This window comes from Aedoeadaptatus coxii (genome assembly GCF_001553115.1).
Taxonomy (GTDB): Bacteria; Bacillota; Clostridia; order Tissierellales; family Peptoniphilaceae; genus Aedoeadaptatus; species Aedoeadaptatus coxii.
Window position 1 is genome coordinate 179,899 of sequence record NZ_KQ960172.1, and the last position, 19,613, is coordinate 199,511.

General features: G+C 47.5%; 20 protein-coding genes. 1 reads left to right on the forward strand and 19 read right to left on the reverse strand.

All coding sequences use genetic code 11. The features are described 5' to 3' along the window. Positions 1–33: 33 nt before the first annotated feature. From pth to HMPREF1863_RS03595, 13 genes are all read right to left on the reverse strand, one after another. On the reverse strand, positions 34–594 hold the full coding sequence (gene pth / locus HMPREF1863_RS03535; RefSeq protein WP_068367425.1) for an aminoacyl-tRNA hydrolase: 561 nt from the start codon (positions 592–594) through the stop codon (positions 34–36). A gap of 1 nt (position 595) precedes the next feature. After that, the gene (locus tag HMPREF1863_RS03540) at positions 596–1,552 is read right to left on the reverse strand and encodes a ribose-phosphate diphosphokinase (RefSeq protein ID WP_068367426.1); all 957 of its coding nucleotides are present in this window, start codon (positions 1,550–1,552) and stop codon (positions 596–598) included. 1 nt (position 1,553) lies between these two features. Next, positions 1,554–2,927, reverse strand: coding sequence for a bifunctional UDP-N-acetylglucosamine diphosphorylase/glucosamine-1-phosphate N-acetyltransferase GlmU (gene glmU / locus HMPREF1863_RS03545; RefSeq protein ID WP_068367427.1), 1,374 nt, complete (start codon positions 2,925–2,927; stop codon positions 1,554–1,556). Between the two features lie 120 nt (positions 2,928–3,047). Next, on the reverse strand, positions 3,048–4,202 hold the full coding sequence (locus HMPREF1863_RS03550) for a GTPase (RefSeq protein WP_232300100.1): 1,155 nt from the start codon (positions 4,200–4,202) through the stop codon (positions 3,048–3,050). Beyond that, positions 4,129–5,544, reverse strand: coding sequence for a [FeFe] hydrogenase H-cluster radical SAM maturase HydG (gene hydG, locus HMPREF1863_RS03555; protein WP_068367431.1), 1,416 nt, complete (start codon positions 5,542–5,544; stop codon positions 4,129–4,131). Before hydG ends, HMPREF1863_RS03550 begins: the two co-directional genes overlap by 74 nt. Continuing rightward, positions 5,545–6,591 carry a [FeFe] hydrogenase H-cluster radical SAM maturase HydE gene (hydE, locus tag HMPREF1863_RS03560; protein ID WP_157065075.1) on the reverse strand — a complete coding sequence of 349 codons (1,047 nt, stop codon included), beginning with the start codon at positions 6,589–6,591 and terminating at the stop codon, positions 5,545–5,547. Beyond that, positions 6,588–6,842 carry a TM1266 family iron-only hydrogenase system putative regulator gene (locus HMPREF1863_RS03565; RefSeq protein ID WP_068367433.1) on the reverse strand — a complete coding sequence of 85 codons (255 nt, stop codon included), beginning with the start codon at positions 6,840–6,842 and terminating at the stop codon, positions 6,588–6,590. The genes hydE and HMPREF1863_RS03565 overlap by 4 nt, the downstream gene beginning before the upstream one ends. 155 nt (positions 6,843–6,997) lie before the next feature. Then, positions 6,998–7,429, reverse strand: a complete 432-nt coding sequence (locus HMPREF1863_RS03570) for a PPC domain-containing DNA-binding protein (RefSeq protein WP_068367436.1) — start codon at positions 7,427–7,429, stop codon at positions 6,998–7,000. Positions 7,430–7,441: 12 nt separating this feature from the next. Continuing rightward, the gene (locus HMPREF1863_RS03575) at positions 7,442–8,380 is read right to left on the reverse strand and encodes an ABC transporter permease (RefSeq protein ID WP_068367438.1); all 939 of its coding nucleotides are present in this window, start codon (positions 8,378–8,380) and stop codon (positions 7,442–7,444) included. Continuing rightward, on the reverse strand, positions 8,373–9,491 hold the full coding sequence (locus HMPREF1863_RS03580; protein ID WP_232300105.1) for an ABC transporter permease: 1,119 nt from the start codon (positions 9,489–9,491) through the stop codon (positions 8,373–8,375). Before HMPREF1863_RS03580 ends, HMPREF1863_RS03575 begins: the two co-directional genes overlap by 8 nt. Further along, entirely contained in the window at positions 9,478–11,007 is a 1,530-nt protein-coding gene (locus tag HMPREF1863_RS03585; RefSeq protein ID WP_068367440.1) for an ABC transporter ATP-binding protein, read from the reverse strand. The genes HMPREF1863_RS03580 and HMPREF1863_RS03585 overlap by 14 nt, the downstream gene beginning before the upstream one ends. A gap of 103 nt (positions 11,008–11,110) precedes the next feature. Continuing rightward, the gene (locus tag HMPREF1863_RS03590; RefSeq protein ID WP_068367442.1) at positions 11,111–12,211 is read right to left on the reverse strand and encodes a BMP family lipoprotein; all 1,101 of its coding nucleotides are present in this window, start codon (positions 12,209–12,211) and stop codon (positions 11,111–11,113) included. 107 nt (positions 12,212–12,318) lie between these two features. Then, positions 12,319–13,347 carry a hypothetical protein gene (locus tag HMPREF1863_RS03595; RefSeq protein ID WP_068367444.1) on the reverse strand — a complete coding sequence of 343 codons (1,029 nt, stop codon included), beginning with the start codon at positions 13,345–13,347 and terminating at the stop codon, positions 12,319–12,321. 124 nt (positions 13,348–13,471) lie between these two features. Between HMPREF1863_RS03595 and HMPREF1863_RS03600 the strand changes: the two genes are divergently transcribed. Further along, positions 13,472–13,930 (forward strand): hypothetical protein, encoded by a 459-nt coding sequence (locus tag HMPREF1863_RS03600; RefSeq protein ID WP_068367446.1) that lies wholly within the window; start codon positions 13,472–13,474, stop codon positions 13,928–13,930. 47 nt (positions 13,931–13,977) lie between these two features. Here HMPREF1863_RS03600 and HMPREF1863_RS03605 read toward each other — a convergent pair whose 3' ends face one another. From HMPREF1863_RS03605 to HMPREF1863_RS03630, 6 genes are read right to left on the reverse strand one after another with little or no spacing between them, the layout of a single operon-like run. Then, the gene (locus HMPREF1863_RS03605) at positions 13,978–15,159 is read right to left on the reverse strand and encodes an NAD(P)/FAD-dependent oxidoreductase (protein WP_068367448.1); all 1,182 of its coding nucleotides are present in this window, start codon (positions 15,157–15,159) and stop codon (positions 13,978–13,980) included. Positions 15,160–15,189: 30 nt separating this feature from the next. Further along, positions 15,190–16,233: an ABC transporter substrate-binding protein gene (locus tag HMPREF1863_RS03610; RefSeq protein ID WP_068367450.1), complete on the reverse strand. Its 1,044-nt coding sequence runs from the start codon at positions 16,231–16,233 to the stop codon at positions 15,190–15,192. Between the two features lies 1 nt (position 16,234). Next, the gene (locus HMPREF1863_RS03615; RefSeq protein ID WP_068367452.1) at positions 16,235–17,032 is read right to left on the reverse strand and encodes an ABC transporter permease; all 798 of its coding nucleotides are present in this window, start codon (positions 17,030–17,032) and stop codon (positions 16,235–16,237) included. Further along, positions 17,004–17,837 carry an ABC transporter permease gene (locus HMPREF1863_RS03620; RefSeq protein WP_068367454.1) on the reverse strand — a complete coding sequence of 278 codons (834 nt, stop codon included), beginning with the start codon at positions 17,835–17,837 and terminating at the stop codon, positions 17,004–17,006. The genes HMPREF1863_RS03615 and HMPREF1863_RS03620 overlap by 29 nt, the downstream gene beginning before the upstream one ends. After that, positions 17,834–18,874 (reverse strand): ABC transporter ATP-binding protein, encoded by a 1,041-nt coding sequence (locus HMPREF1863_RS03625; protein WP_068367456.1) that lies wholly within the window; start codon positions 18,872–18,874, stop codon positions 17,834–17,836. The genes HMPREF1863_RS03620 and HMPREF1863_RS03625 overlap by 4 nt, the downstream gene beginning before the upstream one ends. 10 nt (positions 18,875–18,884) lie before the next feature. Beyond that, positions 18,885–19,424 (reverse strand): helix-turn-helix domain-containing protein, encoded by a 540-nt coding sequence (locus HMPREF1863_RS03630; protein WP_068367458.1) that lies wholly within the window; start codon positions 19,422–19,424, stop codon positions 18,885–18,887. Between the last annotated feature and the right edge of the window lie 189 nt (positions 19,425–19,613).

The following is a 19,613-nucleotide window of genomic DNA, read 5'->3' on the forward strand; positions in this document are numbered from 1 at the left end:
CCTAAAAAGCAGCCCAATTCCTTGAGCTGCTTCCTATTTCCCGTTCCAGGAATTCATGGCGCTGTCGATGCCCTCTTTTAAAAAGCTGAGCGTCGCACCTTTCGCCTTTTCCAATGTCTCGTCCATGACGGGAATTTCTTCTTTTGAAAAACCGGACAACACGAAATCCGCCAAATCCATATGGGGATTTTTCTTTCCTACGGCGATTTTCAGCCTTGGAAATTGATCCGATTGAATCTGATAAATAATGGACTTCAGTCCGTTGTGCGTGCCGGCGCTGCCGGATTTACGTAAGCGCACAGTGCCGAATTCGATGTCGATGTCGTCTACTAAGACAAGGACTTCCTCCGGCGCAATTTTAAAGTATTGCATACACTCCCGCACCGATTGTCCGCTTTCATTCATATACGTCATGGGCTTTAAGAGGCGCACCTTTTTTCCGAGGATGCGCCCCTCGCCGTAAAGCCCTTTAAATTTAATGGTGTTGACCGGAATGGATAAATGATCCGCCACGCGATCCAATGCCATAAAGCCCACATTATGGCGCGTGTTTTGATAGCGATCTCCGGGATTACCGAGTCCTACGATCAGCATCTTATGCTTCTTCGAAGATCTTGCTAATGGATTTATCCGTATTGACGCGGCGAATAGCCGTTGCAAGAATAGGCGCTACGGTAACGACGTCGATTTTGTCGATATGTTTTTCCGGCGGAAGGGCGATGGTATCGGTGATGACGAATTTTTCCATAAGGGATCCGTCGATACGTTCGATGGCGGGGCCGGAAAGGACGCCGTGGGTTGCGCAGCCGTAAATATTGCGGGCGCCGTATTTGCGAAGGGCATCGGCGGCTTTGCACACCGTGCCCGCCGTGTCGATAATGTCGTCGACTAAAATGCAGTCCTTGCCCTCGATGGAACCGATGACGTTCATAACCACATTTTCATTAGCCTTCGGCCGTCTCTTTTCGATAATGGCAATGGGCGCGCCGTTAAGTTCTTCCGCGAATTTACGAGTTCTAGATACGCCGCCTAAATCGGGGCTGACAGCGACGATGTTCGAGGTGTCGATATTTTCCTTAAAATACTTTGCAAGATAGGGAATCGCCGTCAAATGATCTACGGGAATGTCGAAGTAGCCTTGAATTTGTCCGGCGTGGAGATCCATACAGATCACGCGATCGGCGCCGGCTTTTGTCATTAAATTGGCCACGAGTTTCGCCGTAATAGGCTCTCTCGCCTTTACCTTGCGATCTTGACGCGCGTAGCCGTAATAGGGCACGACGGCGTTAATGCGACCGGCAGAGGCCCGTTTTAATGCGTCGATTAAGATTAAAAGCTCCATCAAGTGATCGTTCACCGGCCCGGAAGTGGGTTGGATGACGAATACATCCTTGCCGCGAACGGAATCCATAATGTCGATGGAAATTTCTCCGTCGCTAAATTGATTCACCGTACACCCTGCCAAAGGAATTTCCAAATCCTTACAAATCTTGTCGACGAGATCCGGGTTGGAGTTTCCGGAAATAATGACGATGTCTCCGTGATTAGCCATATTAGCGATCCTTTCTTTTTGCCCATCCGGGAATGTTTCTTTGTTCACTACGTTCTACGGCGAGGGCGCCGTCTTCCACTTTTTTAGTAATGGTACTGCCGGCGGCCACATAGCCTTCTCTTCCTACAGATACAGGCGCCACTAAATTGGAATTGGAACCGATAAAGGCGCCGTCTCCTACGACGGTTTCAAATTTTTCCTTGCCATTGTAGTTACAGAAAATAACGCCGCAACCGATATTGACGTTTTTCCCCACATTGCCATCGCCGATGTAGGCGAGGTGGCCGGCTTTTGTGCCTTCTCCTACGTGGGATTTCTTCACTTCCACAAAGTTTCCGATGTGCACGTCTTTTTCCAACACGCTGTTCGGTCTTAAATGGGCGAAGGGTCCGATGGTCACATTGTCGCCGACGTGGGATTCTTCGATAACGGAATTGTCGATGACGACGCCGTTTTCGATGCGACTGTTGCTGATTCTCGAAATGCCGCGAATGTAACATTGCGCGCCGATAGACGTATTGCCTTCCAGATGAACGCCGGGATCCAAAACCGTGTCTCTGCCGATGGTAACGTCGAAATCTACCATCGTCGCTTCCGGGTTTAAGAAGGTGACGCCGTTTTCCATGTGCATTTGATTGATGCGACGACGCATAATGTGTTCGCATTTCGCCAATTGAACGCGGGAATTAATGCCGAGCATTTCCTCTTCATTGCCGATGGTATAGCCGCCGATGCTCTTTCCTTTTTCTCTTAAAAGGGCGATGACGTCGGTTAAGTAAAGTTCGCTTTGGCTGTTGTTCGTGCTTAAATTGCCGATGTTTTCTTTTAAGGCGCTTCCCTTAAAGGCGAAGATGCCCGTATTCACTTCCGTAATGGCTTTTTCTTTATCGCTTGCATCTTTTTCTTCCACGATGCCCGAAATATTCGAATCTTGTCCGCGAATAATGCGGCCGTATCCGAAGGGATCGCTTACGATGGCGGTTAATACACAGCCGTCATAATCGTGGGACGTGGCGTAATCGATAAATTTGCCGATGGTCTCCTGGCGGAAAAGGGGTGTGTCCCCGGTTAGAATAAAGACCATGTCCTCATCGCTAAATTCGTCCATGGCACATTTCACGGCATACCCCGTGCCGTAGGGAATGCCCTCGCCTACTTTTTGTTCGATGCAGATTACATCGTCGTTTTTAAAACGCTTTATAACTTCTTCTTTTTTGTGACCTACGATGACGACGGTTTTGTCGATTTCGTTGGCCTTGCAGTTGTCGACTACATAACTCAAAATAGCCTTCCCTGCAACCTGATGCAGCACCTTGGGCATGGAGGATTTCATCCTCGTGCCTTCGCCTGCCGCTAAAATAATTGATACATTCACGCTTACACCTCACTCGTAATCGTTCTCACACTATTATAACGGACTGAGCACGTTCCCTCAACAAGAGCGACGAAAAAGGCAGTTGCCTTTGCCGTTACGGCGCGGGCAATCTGCCTTGTTTTAAAAATCGATTTTATCCAATATTCCCTTGGCTGCGGCGATCACCATGCCGTAATTGGTAATGTGAACACCGGCTTCCCGAGCTTTTTCAATGCGCGATTGCACGACGGGACGCTGAAACATACAGCTTCCGCACATGACCACGACGTCGTAATCGGAAATGTCCTCGGGGAATTGAATGCCTCGCGAAAAATCGATGGTAATGTTGTCGCCTAATTTTTTTCTGAGCATACGGGGGATTTTGACCCTGCCGATATCTTCTTCTTTCGGCGCGTGGGTACAGGCTTCGGACATTAAAATCCTCGCATTTTCTCCGAGGCCCATTAAGTGGCGAGCTCCCTCGATCATAATCTCCTCATCCCCTTTTGCCCGAGCAAAAAGAATAGAAAAAGACGTGATCTTCGAATCTTTCGGCTTTTTCTCGTAAACTTCCGGAAAAACCTGAGAGTCGGTAATGATCCAATCCGGCGCTTTTTGTAAATGGCGAAGGCTTGCGTCCATTGTCTCCAGTGTGGAAATGGTAGCGGTATACCCTCTGTCCAATATTTCCCGCATGGTTTGAACTTGGGGAAGGATGAGCCGCCCCGCCGGAGCCGATTCATCTTGTGGCATGACCAGGAGAAAATGCCCTTCCCCGATGTCGAGGCCGTCTAAAAGACCGGGGGCTTTCTTTTTTTCCTTCAGTAAAATTTTCAGCTCATTTAAAATTCGTTCTTTCTCCGGAAAAGGATAGCGCAGGGAAAGGGTGGGGATGTTTTTCTTGTAAATTCTTTCCAGAAATTCGCCGTCCACCCCTTCCAGCAAAATGGCGCAGTCGATTTCGTCGATGACCTTTCGGGTGCGTTCCATTCGCTGTTTCCCCAGAGTCGTGTCGTCTAAAAATCCCGCCGTGTCGATGAAGGTGACGGGGCCGATACCGTCGAGCTCCATGTTTTTATATACCGGATCCGTCGTGGTGCCCGGCGCATCGGACACCATGGAAACTTCCTGACCGGTCAAAAGATTCATCAGCGTGCTCTTACCGCTATTGGTTTTCCCGAAAATAGCGATGTGGAGCCGCATTCCCTTGGCCGTTTCCATTTTAGAACCTGAAATCCCGTTCGCCGCTTTGAATACGGCTAACGTATTCAGCGGCCTTGTTGCGCAAATCGTCACGTTCCACTAATTGCAGAAAATCCTTCATCTTCGATTCGCCCAGGGCGCGAGTTTCCGGCGCGGCGTAATCCGACAAATATTCCTGAAGGGTCATAATGGCGTTCGGTTGACAGAATTTTGCAATTTGAAAACTCTTTACTTCTTCCATAAAAGTTTCCCCCGTGCGGCCGGCGCGGTAGCATGCGGTGCAGAAGCTGGGCAGGTAACCCAGTTCCATTAACCAGTAAATAACCTCGTCCAAACTGCGGGTGTCGTTGGTATCGAATTGGGCGGAGTTATCCTCTTCTCTGCCTTCTTTGTATCCGCCGACGGATGTTTTCGAGCCGCCGCTGATTTGGGAAACGCCGAGCTCTAAGGCGCGTTCGCGCATACCTTGGCTTTCGCGGGTGGAAATAATCATGCCCGTGTAGGGAACGGAAATGCGAATTAAGGCGATAATATCTTCAAAAAGTTCATCGGGCACGCCGTTTTCGAATTCGTCGGGATTAATATCATCTGCCGGACGAATACGGGGTACGGAAATCGTATGGGGGCCTACGCCCATGTATGCTTCCAAGTGTTCCGCATGCATAAGTTGACCGACGAAATCGTATTGGTAATTGTTTAAGCCGTATAAAACGCCGAGACCGACGTCGTCGATGCCGCCTTCCATGGCGCGGTCCATGGCTTCGGTATGGTATGCCCAGTTGGATTTCGGCCCCGTCGGATGAAGCTCTTCGTAATTTTTCTTGTGATAGGTTTCTTGGAAGAGAATATAGGTGCCGATTTCCGCTTCTTTTAATTTGCGGTAGTTTTCCACGGTAGTAGCGGCAATGTTGACGTTGACGCGACGAATGGCGCCGTTTTTATGTTTAATGGAATAAATGGTTTTGATGCTGTCGAGAACGTATTCGATGGGATTGTTCACCGGGTCTTCGCCGAGCTCCAGCGCCAAGCGCTTGTGCCCCAAATCTTGAAGGGCGATGACTTCCTCGCGAATTTCATCTTGCGTCAACTTGACCCTGTCGATGTGTTTGTTTTTGTAGTGATAGGGGCAGTAAACGCAGCCATTGACGCAATAATTTGAAAGATACAAGGGTGCGAATAGGACGACGCGGTTGCCGTAATATTTCTTCTTAATGTCGATGGCCAGTTCTTTATAGGCCTTGCGAACGTCTTTAAGTTCCGTCAACAGCAAAACGGCGGCTTCTCTGTGACTCAGCCCTTCCATTTTCCGCCCTTTTTCGAGGATCTCCTCTTGCAGTTTTCGATTGTTTGCATTGTCTCTGGCATAAGCCAAAGTATCCATAATTTCGTCGTGATTTATAAATTCTTCCGCCTTAGGCGATTTTACATTGTACATTTATGACTCCTTACCCATATAATCTCCGCGGCTCATGACGATTTCATAGCCTAACGCCGCGATTTGACGCTTTAATTCTTCCAAATTTTCCGCCGCTTCCAATTGAAAAGCCGCCTTGTCGTCGTAAAGTGCGTATTGACCGCGCACCGCGGCCGGCGACAAATTCGGCATAAACACATTGGCGCCCGCTAATATACCCCGATTGCGTCCGTCCTTCGCCAAGGTTTGCATGGCCGTGGTCGACGGTAAATTGGCTTTTGGAAAGAGCAATCTTAAAATAGCGATGCAAATGGCCGTGCGCTCCACGCTTCCGCTCGGGAAGTTCTTAAAGGGGGTGGCGTGATGGGTTACGTAAGGACCGATGCCCACCATGGCGGGCTCGAGTTCTTTTAAAAAGCGAAAATCCTCAACGAGATTTTCCACCGTTTGATAGGGGCTCCCCACCATAAAACCGCTTCCCACTTGAAAGCCCAATGATTTTAAATCCCGAAGGCATTGAATCCGATGCTCCCTTTTCATGGAAGAGGGATGTAATTTTTTGTAATGCTCGGGATTAAAGCTTTCATGACGAAGCAAAAAGCGATCGGCGCCTGCCGCCTTCCAACGGGCATATACGGATTTCGGCCGCTCCCCTACGGAAAGGGTAACCGCCGCATCGGGTTCGATGCGTTTAATGGCGTGAAGCCACTCCGTAATGTCCTCGTCGGGAAATCCCGGGTCTTCTCCCCCTTGCAGTACGAAGGTTTTAAAACCCATGGCGGCTCCCGCCTCTACAGTATGCTCCATAACCTCTTTTGAAAGGCGATAGCGCTCCACTTCTCCGTTGCCCCTGCGAATGCCGCAGTAGTAACAATTGTTTTTGCAGTAATTTGAAAATTCGATCAGGCCCCGCACGAAGATTTTTTTATGGAAATAGCGTTCCGTAATCTCCCGCGACTTTTTAAATAAAGGCTCTCGCGCCTCGTCCTCGTGTTCGAGAATGTAGCGTATGTCCTCGTCGCTTAGGGTGCCTGTGTCGTCGTAGTGTTTTAAGATCTCATCGATCATAAAACACCTGCCAGCGTCGTTTTCACCGTAACGTGATCCAGCATGCCCAGTTTCCCGGACAGCGCGTTGATCTGATCCTGCTCGCCGTCTACGGCGATGCTGATCAACGAAAGGTTTCGTTTCGGATAAGGAATGCCCAGTCGGCCGACGATAATGTGGCGGCTCTCGTGTAGGAGCTTGTTAATGCTCTCTACGACAGATTCCTCGTTGGACTCGACGATGATGGCGATAATTCCTAATTTTTCGTTCATAATACCTCCTACCTCTGCTTAAAGGAAACCCTCGAAGAAAAGGTGCATTCATTCTAACGTCATTATTTTATCATACCCAGTCCTCCGTTTGATTTAGTGAGGGAAAATATAGAGTATTTTTTTATTGAAAAAGAGCCGCCGAGGCGACTCTTCTTTTAAAAAATCATTTGATTGATGCCGATGCCATCGTGATAGGTTCGATGGATGGCACCGTCGATTACGCGAATAAAAATTTCCGCCGTGACGGAGATCACGCAGCGATCTAAATGGCCGCCTTTTACCACGCCGTCTACGCCGCCTAAATTAATGTGGCTGTGGAGATAGGCCTTTCCGTCTTTTCGGGAAAGGTTGCCGGCGATGGCTGTGATTTCAAAAGGCTCGGTATAGTGGGTCAACTTATATTCTTTGGCGTTTAAATCCATAATGCCGATGGTGACATCGTCGGTTGCGCCGATGCCTTCGATGGTGGCCGCTTGAATATTTTCTTTTTCCCCTACTTCCAAAATAGATGCAATCATTTCATCGCCGGGATCCAATCGAAGGGCGATGACGGGCTCATTCCCGTTTGCAAAGATTTTATATTCCATTTTATCCTCCCGCTATTTCGTGCGCTTGTAGGGAATGCCGTTGGCGCTGGGGCCGCGAGCTTCGCCAACGAAGAGCACCATGGAAATCATGGTAATAACGTAGGGCAACATGTTTAAGAGATTAGGCGAAATGCTGATGGAGGTGGAACCCATAAAGATTACGAGACCTTCCGCCGCGCCGAATAATAAACACGCCAGGAGGGTGGTGTGCGGTTTCCAACCGCCGAAGATAACAGCCGCAAGGGCGATAAAGCCTTGGCCGGAAATCAGCGTTTCTCTAAAGTTTGCCACGACGGCGAGGCTTAAACTCGCTCCGCCGAGGCCCGCTAAGAAGCCCGACGTCAAGACGCCGATATATTTTAATTTATACACGTCGATACCCAATGTTTCCGCCGCGTGGGGATGTTCCCCTACGGAACGCATACGAAGGCCCAACTTCGTCTTGTAAAGCACGAAGAAGACGATGGCCACGAGTAAAAAGGCGATGTATACCGTAATATATTGGCTGAAAATCATATCACCTACGCTTCCGGCGGGGAAGACGTTGGTTAAAACGCGGGGCATTTTATTTTTAAAGGGAATGGGTTTGGTCATGGCGGCGCCTTTGAAGAAGAGGCGCGCGAGGAAAATGGAAAGACCGGGACCCAATAAGTTTAATGCCGTACCGCTGACGACGTGATCGGCGCCGAAATGAATGGTGGCGATGCCGTGTAAAAGGGCGATGGCCATGCCGCCGAGACCGGCGCTGAAAAAGGCGATCCAGGGGTTTCCCACATAATATCCTACAATGGCACCGACGACGGCGCCGATGGTCATCATGCCTTCTAGGCCGATGTTGACGACGCCCGTATTTTCACTGACCACGCCGCCCATGGCGGTGTAGATTAAAGGAGCGGCGTAGAGCAAGGTAATGCCGAGAATACCGGCAATATTCACTAAAAGATTATTCAAGTTCTTCCCCTCCTTTAGCTTTCTTGGAAGCGAACTTTAGGCGAATCCATTCGAGGAATTGCGGCATGGCGATAAACAATACGATGATACCGATGACGATATTAATAACTTCAGACGGTGTGTTTAACGCAGAATTTAGTTTTCCGCCACCGTAGCTTAACGCTGCAAACAGAATGCCCGACGGAATACAGGCGATGGGGTTGTTCGCCGCGATCAAAGACACGGCGATGCCGTTAAAGCCGTAGCCTTGTTGCGCCGCCAAAATACCGATATTGCCCGTAACGCCTAAAACTTGTACGGCGCCTGCAAGACCGGCCATGCCGCCGGAAATGGCCATGGAAATGACGGTGCTTTTCTTAATGTCGATGCCGCCGTATTCAGCTGCAAAGCGATTAAAGCCCACCGCTTTTAATTGATAGCCTAAAGTGGTCTTTTTCAGAATAAACCACACGAGGATGGCGACGAGAACGGCGAGAATAATTCCCCAGTGAAGGGGCGGATTTAAAATGCCCTTTAAAAATGCATTGTTCTTTAAAATCGCCCGTCCCGCTTCCGATTGTTTCCATTTACCTAAAATGCGAATGCTCGCCGAAGGTTCGATGTTAAAAGAGTAGTTGCTGTCCGGCTTTCTGAGGAAAGCTTTCGTCAACATATAGTTGCTGAAGTAAAAGGCGATCCAGTTTAACATGATCGAAGAAATAACTTCATTTACGCCCCGTTTCGCCTTAAAAATACCGACGAGTCCGCCCCAAATGGCGCCGACGATAATGCCGGCTACAAGGGCCACAATGCCGTGTAATACCGGCGGCAGCTTGACGACGACGCCGACGATGACGGCGCCGAGGGAGCCCATAATAAACTGACCTTCCGCGCCGATATTAAAGATGCCCGTTCGAAAGGCAAAGGCTACGGCGACCCCGGTTAAAATAATGGGTACCGCTTCGACGATGGTCCACGACAGATACTTCGGCTTTCCGAAAGCACCTAATATCATGACTTTATATGCTTCCAAAGGATTGACACCGATCACTAGCAAGATGACGGCACCGACCAAAAGTCCCAATAAAACGGACATAAAAGTATATGACAACATACGCTTATTCACGGTGATCACCTCCTGCCATATAGTAGCCTAATTCATTTTGATCGGCTTCACCCTCTGCAAAGATCTTCGTAATGGCACCTTCGTAAATAATGCCGATGCGATCGGAAAGGCTGATAACTTCATCCAGCTCAAAGCTGATGAGCAAGACGGCCTTTCCCCGATCCCGCTGTTGCACGAGGAATTTGTGAATGTTTTCGATAGCGCCGACGTCCAGGCCGCGAGTAGGTTGGGCGGCGATTAATACTTCCGGATCGTCGTCGATTTCCCGCGCGAGAATAACTTTTTGTTGATTCCCGCCGGAAAGATCTCCCGCAAGATAGGAACTCTTTCTCGGGCGAATATCGAAAGCTTCCATGAGCTTTTCCGCGTGAGAATGAATAGGTTCGTCTTGTAAAATTCCCTTTTTGGAATAAGGCGCGGCATAATATTCATCGAGAATCATATTTTCCGCCACGGTAAATTCCTGCACGAGCCCGCGTTTGTTGCGGTCTTCGGGAATGTTGTTCATGCCCGCTTCGCGAATTTCTTTTGGAGAAGCGCCGGTAATATTCTTCCCTTCCACGGTAATCGTGCCGCTTTCCACTTTTCGTAGGCCCGTTAAGGCTTCTAAAAGTTCACTTTGGCCATTACCGTCGACGCCGGCGATGCCGAAGATCTCTCCTCTTCGTACGTCGAGATTGAGTCCGCGCACCGCTTCGATGCCACGCACGTCCTTGACCCGCAACCCTTCTACTTTTAAGGCGACTTCGCCGGGAACGCAGGGCTTTTTATCGACTTTAAATTGAATGGAACGGCCTACCATCATTTCCGCAAGTTTCGCCTCGTCTACAGAGCCTACATCCACTGTGCCGATGCGTTTCCCCCTGCGAATAATGGTGCATTTTTCCGCCAAGGCTTTAATTTCTTTTAATTTATGCGTAATGATGATAACGCTTTTCCCCTCTTTAGCGAGGGCTTTAATAATGGCGATAAGTTCCTCAATTTCCTGAGGTGTGAGCACCGCCGTGGGCTCGTCGAAAATTAAAATTTCCGCATCCCGATAGAGGGCCTTTAAAATTTCGACACGCTGTTGCATACCGACAGAAATGTCTTCGATTTTTGCATCCGGGTCGATTTTCAATCCGTATTGATTGGAAAGTTCCATAACCCGTTTGCGCGCACTTTTTTTATCTAAGACGACGCCGCTCGTAGGTTCTTCGCCTAAAATAATATTTTCCACTACGGTAAAAGGTTGAAAGAGCATAAAGTGTTGATGCACCATGCCCAACCCTTTTTCAATAGCATCTTTCGGTCCTTTAAAATCCACCGGTTCCCCGTTGACTTTAACTTCTCCCGACGTCGGATCGTAGAGACCGTATAGTATGTTCATAAGCGTCGATTTTCCGGCGCCGTTTTCTCCAAGTAAGGCGTGAATTTCACCTTTTTCCACGACGAGATCGATCGCGTCGTTTGCCGTAAAGTCGCCGAATTTCTTCGTAATTCCACACATCTCTACAGCCGGCGCAAAATTTTTTTCAACCATCGTTTTCCCCTTTCATATACTTGTTTAATTATACACTATCGGTCTGTAAATTTAAAAGGTTATAAAAAAAGGAGGGCGAATGCCCTCCCCTTTTCGATCAAATTTATTTTGCTTCAAATGCTTTGTATTCTTCTTCCGTTGTCGGAACTTTGATTTCGCCCTTAATAATGCGTTGTTTTAAGGGTTCGATCTTCTTCAGGATTTCAGGTTTCACGTTCTTGTCGCTGGTAGGAGCGATGTCGACGGTGTCGCCTTCTTTAAGACCGAAGCTTAAGTTTTGTCCGCCGGGGAATGCTTCGCCCTTGCTCAAGTTTTCGAGCACTTTGTAAACGGCGCTGTCGGCACGTTTCATAGCGGAAGTTAATACATTGTCGGGAGCAATGGAGCTTTGGTCACGGTCTACGCCGATTGCCCATTTGTCCATGTCTTTTGCAGCTTCAATAACGCCGTCGCCTGCGCCGCCGGATGCGTGGAATACGACGTCAGCACCTTGTTGGTACATGTTGGTCGCAATGCTCTTGCCCTTAGCAGCGTCGGAGAAGTTGCCGACGTATTGGCTGATAAATTCGATCTTTTGACCTTTTTCCTTAGCCGCTTGATCTACACCTGCGTGATAGCCTACTTCAAACGCTTTGATTAAAGTGGATTCTTGGCCGCCTACGAAACCGACTTTGTTGGTTTCGGTAGTAAGACCTGCAATGTAGCCTACTAAGAAGGAAGGTTCTTCCGCCTTAAATTCAAGACCGGTTAAGTTTTCGATGCCGTCTTTGTTAGCAGCATCGACGATGAGGAATTGAACGTCGGGATTGTTTTTAGCAGCTTCTGTTACAGCTTCTTCAAGGTTGAAACCTGCTGCTACGATAATGTCGTTGTCTGCATCGAGTAAGGTTTCGATGTTCTTTTCGTAGTCGCTGGCTTCTTTAGATTCTTGGTAAGAAACTTCGTAGCCGAAATCGGCATGTGCTTTTTTCAAGCCTTCCCAAACACCTTGGTTAAAGGATTGGTCGTTGATGCCGCCTTCATCGGTTACAAAACCAATTTTAAGTTTTTTGCCGTCGGCTTTTTCTTCGCCTGCATTGGCTGCGGCATTTTTATCGTTGTCTGCTTTATTGTTGGCTTTGTTGCTGTTAGCAGCGCCGCCGCAAGCAGTCAAAACGAAAATGGACACCATGGTAAGTGCGAGTAATAGCGTTCTTTTCTTCATGAATTTCCCCCTTTATTTGATCTGATCATATTATAGTATGTACCATTTATATTTTCAATAGGATAAGGTTTGCAATTAAAAAAGCGTGCCGAAACACGCTTTTAATATTAGAGATAGAATCCTTTTGTGACGGCGAACAAATAGGTGGAGATGACGAAAATCAGAATCGCCATGCCAACACCTTGTCTGAAGTCCACAGACTTAACTTGGAAATTCGGACGCTGCATTAATTTAAATAAAATGTAGCCGCCGAAGGCGAAGAGAGGGAAAGCCACAAAAGTAGCCCAGTTGTTAGGCGACTTCAACATGGCTTTGGGAAGTGCCAGTAAAAAGAGCATCATGGCTCCGTAAATGCCGGGAAGCAATTTTTTTCTATTGGTGAAAATAATCAAAAGACCGCATACGGCGGAAGCGGCGCAAATAATAACCGAAACACTGCGCAGCAAGGTCAATCGCGATTGAACCCCGCCGTCGATAAGTTCAAGGGAATTAATATAGGTACCCGATTGAGTTTTCGTCGTAATTTGCGGCTTGACCCCTTTGTCTTTAACATCCAATGCGTCGGTAAATTTATCCATTTTACCGTTGGTAATAAAGACGCCCACATCGGCGAGGGTTCTTCCCGAGCGTACAGCTACGGTGGCAGGCTTTGTAATGACGGAAAAAACGTAATCTTCCGTATTTTCATCTAAGGGAACGCGAAGTTCCGATGCAGGTTGTAATTTATAACCGAGTTTTTCCAAAATCTTATTCAGCTGCAACGATTCTTTCACCGCCGAATTAATTTTTTCGTATTCGCCTTTTAGGACGACCTTACTTTTTGAGGGTGAGGTGCCTTCCGGAAAGAAAACGGGCTCCGCCACTTTTCCGAGGATACGTAAATTGGAAGGGCTGCCTTCGTAGTGAAATTTTACATCGTAGCGATAAAGTATCGGGTCGCTTCCTTCCAAGCGACGGGTAATCTGCAAGTGATCGATATTGGCGGGCTCGTCGAAAATAAGACCGTCGAAATCGGAGCGGTTTAAGTCCTTTGTTAAAAAGAGCGATTGTTCCGATACCAAGGGTGTCAATGTCAGTAGAAAGCAAAGTAGTAAAAATACTACAAAAATAATGCCGTTTTTCATCTGTTTCTGCATGGTTTTCCCCCTATTCATTGATAGTTTTTTCCATCATATCATAAAGGTTACTTATTAGCACGGTAAAATTCCAAGGCGATTCTCAACTTTCCCCCGATGTGCTATACTGATGGCGGAGGTAATTATGACCATTGACAAGAAGAAATTTCTAAACATTTTAAAGTCCATCGATACATTCAGCATCGTCTTGGCTTTATTTTTAGCGTTCACTCAGCCCTATGTCCACATCTACGATAAAGCGGGCAAAATTGTGGAACACAACGCCATGCTCCAAGTGCTGATTGTTCTCCTCGTAATCATCGGCATCGTTCCCATTTTCAGAAACGAAATTAAACAAATTCAAAAAAACAAAAAGCCCTTCCATATCACTAAAAAAATTAATTCCGTCCATATGGAGCGTGTGAACTTTATCGTCGCCATCGTGTTCGCCCTCTGCCCGCTGGTCTTCGTGCCCTTTGCGGTTTATCGCTATGCGGATCAGGGGCTGCGCGCGCAAATGTTTTATGCGGCATTTTACGTCTTCGTCTACATCGGTATCGGCTCCAGACTGCAAATGAAAATCGCATTAAATGCCGGCAAATAAAAAAGCCCTTCGAAGCTTTCCTGCGAAAGTTTTCGAGGGCTCTTTTTTTATTCTTTTTCCTTTTTAAAAGGATATTTCACGTTCAATGCCTCTTCGATGTCGGCATGTTCTTCCACGAGTTTTCTGTAGGTCGTCATGGCTTTGGTGTCGTGATATAAAATCACGCCCGTAACCTTGCCGTCTTTTGCAAACAAGCGGTGATGCACGTCGCCGTCGTCGTAGAAGTAGACGTCTCCTTCCGAAACATTGCCGCAGCTGAAGACTTGAATGTCGCCGATGTCGAGCTTCGTAAAAAGTTTCGGATCGTCGTAAAGGGCTTGGCCGCCGGTCATATTCGTCGCCGCCACTTTTCCCATGGCGCGGGATGCAGGCCAGATGCCCATGGTGCGGCCGTCGATTTCGGCAACATCTCCCGCCGCCCATACATTGTCGATATTAGTTTTAAGTTCCCGATCGACGACGATGCCCCGATTAATTTCCAGGGGCGTATCTTTAAACAGCCCGATATTGCTTCGAACGCCGATGGAAACGAGGACGCAATCTAAATCCACGACGGTGCCGTCGTCAAATTCGATGCCCGTGACGTGATCATCGCCGACAAAACCTTTGGTCGCCGTGCTGGTATACACCATAAAGCCATGATCTTTCATTTCTTCATTAAGCAACATTCCGAGTTCTCTGTCCAATTGCTTGGAAAGAAGATATTCTTCCATGTCCACAATGACGACGAGGTGGCCTTTTTTCTGCAAACTCTTCGCCGCTTCCAAGCCGAGCAAACCGCCGCCGATAACGCCGACGCGCTTCGCATGTTTTAAATAGGACGAAATCGACAAGAGATCGTCGTAACTTCTTAAAGTGAATACCCCTTTTAAATCGCTGTTCTTAAAGGGCGGCAAATTAGCGTGGCTTCCGTTGGCGAGGAGGATTTTCTTCCCTTCCACTTCTTCGCCGTCTGAAAGTCTCAAGATCCTTTTCTCGAAATCGATGGATTCGACGGACACGCCGAATTTGCATTGAATGTTGATTTTATCGTTCCAGCCCTCTTCATCCAGTGCCGGAAGAATCGGATCGTCTTCTCCCAAAAGTTCGGAGAGCTTAATGCGATAATACGGAACTCGCACGTCGTCGCCAATGAGTAAGACGGAGCCTTCTTTATCTTTTTTGCGAATTTCTTTTGCCGCCGTAACGCCGGCAATGCCGCTACCTACAATTACATAATCAAATGCCATGACACATCTCCTTTATACATCGTTCCGAATTTATTCCGCCGTTACCTCTGTCCAGATGCGGTCGTAGACTTTTACCAAATCGCCGGGATCGCGGTACACCTCCAAAGGAGGCAGATGATCCATGTCCGGATAGGCTGTTTTATTCTCGCGAATTTCCTTGGGCAACAAAGTGATGGCTTCGGGAATCGGCGACGCATACCCTACATTATACTCCGCATTTTTAGCGGAAATATCCGGGCGCAACATGAAATTAATAAATTTCATGGCTCCGGTGGGGTTTTTTGCGTTCTTCGGAACAACTAATGAATCATACCATATATTACTACCCTCTTTCGGGATAATGTATTCCAGATTTTTATTTCCTCTGCACATCAGCGCCGCGTCGCCGGAATACATAACGGAAAGAGCGGCATCGCCTTGGCTCATAACGTCCCGTCCGTCGTCGGCGAGATAGGCGTAAACTAAGGGTTTTTGTTTAATCAGCGCTTCCTTCGCCTTTTCCAATTCGGGAATGGAGTGGCTGTTCATGGAATATCCGAGCATTTTTAACGCCACGGCAATGGAATCCCGCTGAGAATTGTACATGATGATTTCATTTTTATATCGAGGATTCCATAAATCTTTCCAGGAATCGATGGGCGTATCCACTAATTTTTTGTTCACGACGATGCCCAGAGTTCCCCAGAAAAGAGGAAGACTGTAGCGATTGCCGGGATCATATTCCATATTTAAAATGCGCTTGTCTAGCTTTTTGCTGTTGGGAATGAGGGAATAATCCAAGGGCATGAGCATGTTTTCGCGAATTAAACGCTCCACCATATATTCCGACGGCACCACGACATCGTAAGGATCGCCGGATTTTTTCAACTTTACGTAAAGGTCTTCGTTAGAGGCGAAGGTGTCGTAGATGACGTGAATGCCCGTCTCTTTTTCAAATTGCCGAAGGGTGTCCAGGTCGATATACTCGCCCCAGTTGTAGACGTGAATGGTTTCTTTTTTGCTTTCCGGTTTTTTTCCGCAGCCTGCAAGGGTTAAGAGAAGCAGCAGACAGATTATCCATTGTAATCGCTTCATACTACACCTCGAGATCGATAATATCCACATCTCGGCGATTTAACACGAGAAGAAGGATCATGACGACGACAAATAAAATCGTGGAAATAGCGTTCATGGACGGATTGATTCCCGCCTTCGCCATGGAATAGAGGGTAATGGATAAATTGGAAACCCCCTGCCCCGTAGTGAAAAAGGAAATAATAAAATCGTCGATGGACAGCGTAAATGCCAAGAGCGCCCCGGTGACGATGCCCGGTTTGATTTGAGGAATAATGACGTGGTAAAGCACTTCGTGAGGTTTGGCGCCTAAATCGAAGGCGGCTTCCACAATGTTTTTATCCAGCTGATCCAATTTCGGCAACACGGAAATAATCACGTAGGGCAAGCAAAACACGATATGAGAAAGAATCATGGTAAGCAGCCCCTGCTCCATGGCAAGAAAGCCGTACAAACTCATTAGGGCTACTGCCGTGACGATGTCCGGGTTCAGCACCGGCAAATAGTTAATGTTTAAAATAAGATGCTGTGTTTTTTTGCTAAACGCGCGAATGCCGATGGCGGAAATCGTGCCGACGATGGTGGCCACCGCCGTGGAAATGACCGCCACGATCAATGTAACGTAGAGGCTTTTTAAAATCACGGGGTCACTAAAGAGATCCACATACCAATGGGTGGTAAAGCCCGCCCAAACGCCCCTTAGCTTCGTGTCGTTAAAACTGAAGACGATGAGCACGAAAATCGGCAGATAGAGAAATAGGAGCATAAGCCCTAAATAAAATTTACGTAGTTTATTTCCCACGGCGAACTCCTTTCTCATCTTTACTTTCCAGCAAGCGAACGGCAAACAACATAAGGAGCAAAATAACGATCAATACCACGGCAATAGCGGAGCCGAAGGGCCAATTTCCCGTTAAGCGGAACTGTTGCTCGATAATATTGCCTACCAAATAATATTTATTTCCCCCGAGTAAAGAGGAAATGACGAAGGTGGAGAGCGCCGGAATAAAGCACATTAAAATGCCGCTGTATACCCCGGGAAGCGAAAGAGGAAGAATAACTTTTAAAAAAGTTTCTCTCGAATTGGCACCTAAATCCTTCGCCGCCTCGATAAGGGAATGGTCCATTTTTTGCAGGATTGTGTATATGGGAAGCACCATAAAGGGCAGGAAATTATAGATCATGCCCATTAAAACCGATCCCTGATTGTACATCATATCGAAGGGCCCAAGGCCGATAAAACCGAGGACGCGATTGATAACGCCGTTTCGCCCGAGCAAGGTGATCCATGCGTAGGTTCTCAGCAAAAAATTCATCCACATAGGGATTACGAAAAGCAAAATCATCGTCGACGATGCCTTCGGCTTTAATCTCGAAATGCTGTACGCCGCCGGGTAACCTAAGAGCAGACAGATCACCGTCGACAGCACGGCGAGCGTGACCGAGCGCCACATGATACGCAAATACATGGGCTGAAAAAACCGCGCGTACTGCGCCACAGACAGGCGATACCCTTCCATTGTCATAGTTTCTTCGCCGTTAAAACTGATGAAGACCACGAGCAAAAGGGGCAGTACGATAAATAAAATCGCCCACGGAATATAGACTAAGGAGAAACGCTTCATTCCCTTTCCCCTTTCATAACGTGGAAATTATCAGGCTCCACATAAATGCCCACTACATCCCCCGGCTCTTTCGCCACAGTGGATTGTACCATCCATTTTTCGCCGCACACGTCTAAAATCATTTCATAGTGCACGCCTTTAAATACCACGGATTCCACGGTGCCCGACAGGCGATCGGTAGTGTCCCGTTTAAGTTCCACATCTTCCGGTCGAATCACCACTTGCACCTGTTCCCCCGGCGCGAAACCTTTGTCCACACACTGAAATTCCCTTCCGTAAAAGGAAACTACTTTATCTCTTACAAAGCGGGCCTGAATAATATTGCTCTCGCCGATAAAATTGGCCACAAAGGCGTTGACGGGCTCGTTGTAAATGGAGATAGGCGTGCCGATTTGTTGAATGGATCCGTCCTTTAACACGACCACCGTGTCGCTCATGCTCAATGCTTCTTCCTGATCGTGGGTGACGTAAATAAAGGTAATGCCTACTTGCTCCTGAATCCGCTTTAATTCAAATTGCATTTGTTTGCGAAGTTTTAAATCCAAAGCCCCTAAAGGCTCGTCCAAAAGGAGGATTTTCGGATCGTTGACGAGGGCTCTTGCAATGGCAATACGTTGTTGCTGACCTCCTGAAAGGGATTGAATTTTTCGAGAGCCGATGCCCGAAAGATTGACGAGCTCCAGCATCTCATTGACTTTTTCACGAATTTTTCTCTTCGGCATTTTCTTAAGCTTTAAACCGAAGGCGATATTATCGAAAACATTGAGGTGAGGAAAAAGGGCGTATTTTTGAAACACCGTGTTTACCGGCCGCTCGTAATGCTTGATCGCCGTAAGAGGCTTTCCGTTGTAAAACACTTCCCCGGCGTCGGCCTCTTCAAAACCTGCAATAATACGCAAAAGCGTCGTCTTCCCACAGCCGCTCGGCCCGAGTAAGGTTAAAAATTCCCCGTCATCTATGGAAATATCGATTCCCTTTAGCACGGGATTGTCGCCAAAAGATTTTTCAATTCCCTTAATGGTAATCATCGAATTCATTGGTCACCTCCTAAAAATTCGGCGGGTTGGAAACCCAAATAAGTTCCGCCGTTTCTGAACCGGTGTTTTCAAAAAATACTTCCCGGTCTCCGTTGCCATACACCGTGTCGCCCCCTTCGGCATCGTAAATATAATTACCGTAATGAACGGCGAGGCTTCCCTTTAAAATATAGGCAAACCATTGTCCCTCGTAAAGAGAAAGCACTGCCGAATGCCCCTTGGGCTCAATATGCCAAAGGGTGGGCTCCATGGTATTTTTCTGCGCATTGGGCACGATATAATCGATGGAATAGCCATCCGATTCCGATGTAAAACTGGACGCATCGTCGGATGTAAAGACGATTTTCGGCTCGTCCATATGGCGAAAAAAATCGTCCGGCTCTACGCCGAGGGCATCTAAAATATCTAAAAATGTGGCCACGGAGGGGCTCGTTAAATCCCGTTCCACTTGGGAAATAAAACCTTTTGTGACTTCGCTGCGTTGCGCCAACTCTTCCTGCGTGAGTTGCTGAATCAAACGCAGCCGTTTTATTTTTTCTCCGATTTTCATGTTATCACTAAACTCCAAGATTAATTTACTAAACACAATAGTTAAATTATAAAGGGAGGAACTCTATACGTCAATAAACGACGGTTCCTTTTTTATGACTTACTCGATGATAACGCCCGTTAAATAACATAATTCGACATGATGTCGCCGCGCACTGAATCGAAAATTCGCAGTCACCGAATAGAAATT